General features: G+C 49.7%; 3 protein-coding genes. All 3 read right to left on the minus strand.

All coding sequences use genetic code 11. The annotated features are described in order from the left end of the window. Positions 1-225: 225 nt before the first annotated feature. From IBX50_RS19195 to IBX50_RS19205, 3 genes are read right to left on the minus strand one after another with little or no spacing between them, the layout of a single operon-like run. The gene (locus IBX50_RS19195; RefSeq protein ID WP_292258005.1) at positions 226-612 is read right to left on the minus strand and encodes a response regulator; all 387 of its coding nucleotides are present in this window, start codon (positions 610-612) and stop codon (positions 226-228) included. Further along, positions 596-2,419, minus strand: a complete 1,824-nt coding sequence (locus IBX50_RS19200) for a sensor histidine kinase (RefSeq protein ID WP_292258006.1) — start codon at positions 2,417-2,419, stop codon at positions 596-598. The genes IBX50_RS19195 and IBX50_RS19200 overlap by 17 nt, the downstream gene beginning before the upstream one ends. Before the next feature lie 7 nt (positions 2,420-2,426). Continuing rightward, entirely contained in the window at positions 2,427-2,816 is a 390-nt protein-coding gene (locus IBX50_RS19205; RefSeq protein WP_292258007.1) for an Hpt domain-containing protein, read from the minus strand. Positions 2,817-2,980: the final 164 nt, after the last annotated feature.

Here is a 2,980-nt window from a genome sequence, read left to right on the forward strand (position 1 = left end):
CAGATCGGACGGTGAATTCTTTCTGGGTAACGGGTTGGTTGTTACGCATATTCTGTGCTCCTGTTGAAGCTGCTATTTTATAAGCACATACTAGCCCCATCAGTCACAAGATAAGAATGCATCAAGTCATGAAAAGCGCAGAAAACCCCGCACCTTGAAACATTCCTGATACATTTGAAATGAAATGTAATTTGTTTTTTGACAGAAAGGCAAACCAGATCAGGATTAACCTGCGTTGCTGGAATACAAGCCTTGTATCTGATCGACCAGTGCCACCGGATCAAAGGGTTTGGCAATCACCCCCAGCATTCCCGGCTGAGTATATTCAGCGGGTGTTTCCTGGCAGAGTTTTGCCGTCAGCAGTATGGCTGGCAAATCGATATATTCCTGCCTGGATCTGATCTGGCTGAACAACTCCAGTCCGGTCATGCCCGGCAGCATCAAGTCCAGCAACAATAGATCCGGTTTAAAACCATCCAACTGCTTTAATGCTTCGCTGGCATCCTCTGCCAGGCAGATCTGAAATCCACCCAGCTTGCTTAACGCCAGATCAAGAATCATACGAATGTCAGGGTCATCTTCCACACAGAGGATTTTATGAAGCTTGTTCATGGCTCACCTCATCCATTTCATTACAGGAGGTATCCATCCGTGGCAGCTCAAGGAAAAAACAACTGCCACTGCCGGGTAATGAGCTGAAACCGATTCGCCCATTCATGGCAGTTAACAGCTCCCTGGTGATGGCAAGACCCAGCCCGGTGCCACCCGCACGCAGACCCTCACTGGAGTCAGCCTGGGCAAAGCGCTCAAAAATACGCGACTGAAATGCCAGAGGAATACCCTCACCCTGATCTGTCACCGTGATGCGTACCTTGTCTTTAGCCCGTGTCACCAGTACTTGTACCTGCGTATTACGCGGCGAAAACTTCACAGCATTGGACAGCAGGTTAGTCATCACCTGATTAAGACGTGCTGCATCGACCATCAGCAGTAAAGGCTTGGCAGGCTGCTCCAAACGGATCTTTATACCCTTTTGATCCCTGGCAAAAGGAGAAAAATCGGCCACCAACTGCTCTAATAAAGGTTGCAGCGCCTGACATTTCATATCCAGCCGTAACTGGCCTTTGTTGAGACTGGCAAGATCCAGCAAATCATTCACCAGCAAACTCAGTCGTTTGGCATTACGTTCTGCGATCTGCAACAAACTGGCCTGCTGATCAGGGTATTGCTGCATACTGCCACTGCTCACCAGACTTAAAGCACCAACAATTGAAGTTAAGGGTGTTCGTAACTCATGGCTGACCACCGCAACCAGCTCATCCTTGACACGAGCCTGTTCATCCCGCCATAACTGCAGGCGGTTGAAGGCTTCAAACAACTGAGAGATCTCGTTGTCTCCAGTGATTTCCAGCGGCGCCAGCACTTCACGACGACTCACTGCCTGCTGGATCTGCGCTATAGCCTGGCGTACAGGACGCAGCACTCGGTGTAGCAACATGGCTCCCAGCAAGGTGATGGATGCAAAAATAACCAGCAGAATCAGGGTGTAACGCCCCAGCAGTCCATCTACTGGTGCAAACACCTCGGACTCAGGCGCCAGCTTGATCACACTCCACTGCATCTCCGGGTAATCACTGCTGACATACAACCAGGCACGCTGCTGCTGATCTACCACTCGCCCGGAGTCATGCCCAGTCAGAATGGCATCCAGAACCGGATCTTCACCCTTCCGGGGCAAAGGCTGCAAAATTTTATTGGCATCCGTGGCGGCGATATAAACCCGGTTGGGACGATCAATAATCAACAACTGCCCCTGAGTTGCGGCAATCTCTTTGCGCAACTGCTTGAACAGTGGAGCTGCTGCCAGTGAACTGTTTCCCACCAGAATACCCAGCAACTGCTGATTTTCATCCAGCAGTGGAGTCGCTATAAAATAATAGGGAATCCCAGTGGTGCGACCGATCATAGCCGGGCTGATCACCGTCTTTTTTTCCGCTATGGCCTGCTGAATAAAAGCACGATCACTGTAATTAGCTCCTAATCGTGCAGGTACATTCGGGTAATCAACCAGCATTGTTGCTTCAGCATCCAGCAAACCAAAATCATTAAAACGACCGGACAACCAGGCGGTATGCAGGTGTTTTTGCAGTTGATCCAAAGACAGCAGTGCCTTGCCGTCATGCAGAAAGGGTGCATGCGCTTCCAGCACTGTCTGACGCTCCAGCAAATCATTGCGGATTCTCAGCACCTGCTGGCTCACCAGCCCACGCTGCTGCTCAATAAAAATCCCCTGAAACTCTGCCTGCAGGTAAAACCGCGCCAGATAACCGGAAACCAGCAAAAGCACCACACAAAAACCCAGCAGCAACAACTGCATACGGGTTTGCAGATTCCAGTGTAACGGCAGATTTTTTTTCAAAACAGGCCTACCTTTTAGCCACACTTACAGAAATTTCACTCTGTATCAGCTTAAACAACACTTCGCTCTGCAGTTGCAGTTGCTGCTGCGCTGCAACAGAAATAATGCCTGGCGCATCACTGATTAATTGCCACAGGAGTCGCTCAAATACACGGGCAGATTGGCTGATTGTGTTCATCTGATAACTACCCGTCGCTCCAACCAGATTATGAACTTCCCGGTGCAATAGTTTCAACTCTGCCGTATCCAGCTGACCGCTGTTTGCCAGCAGACTGTTCAACATCTGAGCAATTTTGTGCTCACGTTCAGGCAGGCGCTGGATAAAACCGGCCTGCAACTCAACAAACTCGGCTTCGAGAGCAGTAAGATCAAGGGATTGCTGCGGATATAACGACATAGATACTGCCCTCCATAGGATCACTGACAGGTTACACTGCTGCAAGCAACAATCGCCAGCACTGAATACTCTAACCAGATTTATCCAAAACAAAACGGATACACTTTTAATCCCGCATTATTCATGAGGCTGTGAATCAGCCTCTCCGAACCGCTGTTTGACCC

This window comes from Marinospirillum sp., from assembly GCF_014859565.1.

Coding starts and splice junctions, on each gene's coding strand:
- IBX50_RS19205 (WP_292258007.1), bottom strand. CDS start 2,816: ATGTCGTTATATCCGCAGCAATCCCTTGATCTTACTGCTCTCGAAGCC.
- IBX50_RS19195 (WP_292258005.1), bottom strand. CDS start 612: ATGAACAAGCTTCATAAAATCCTCTGTGTGGAAGATGACCCTGACATT.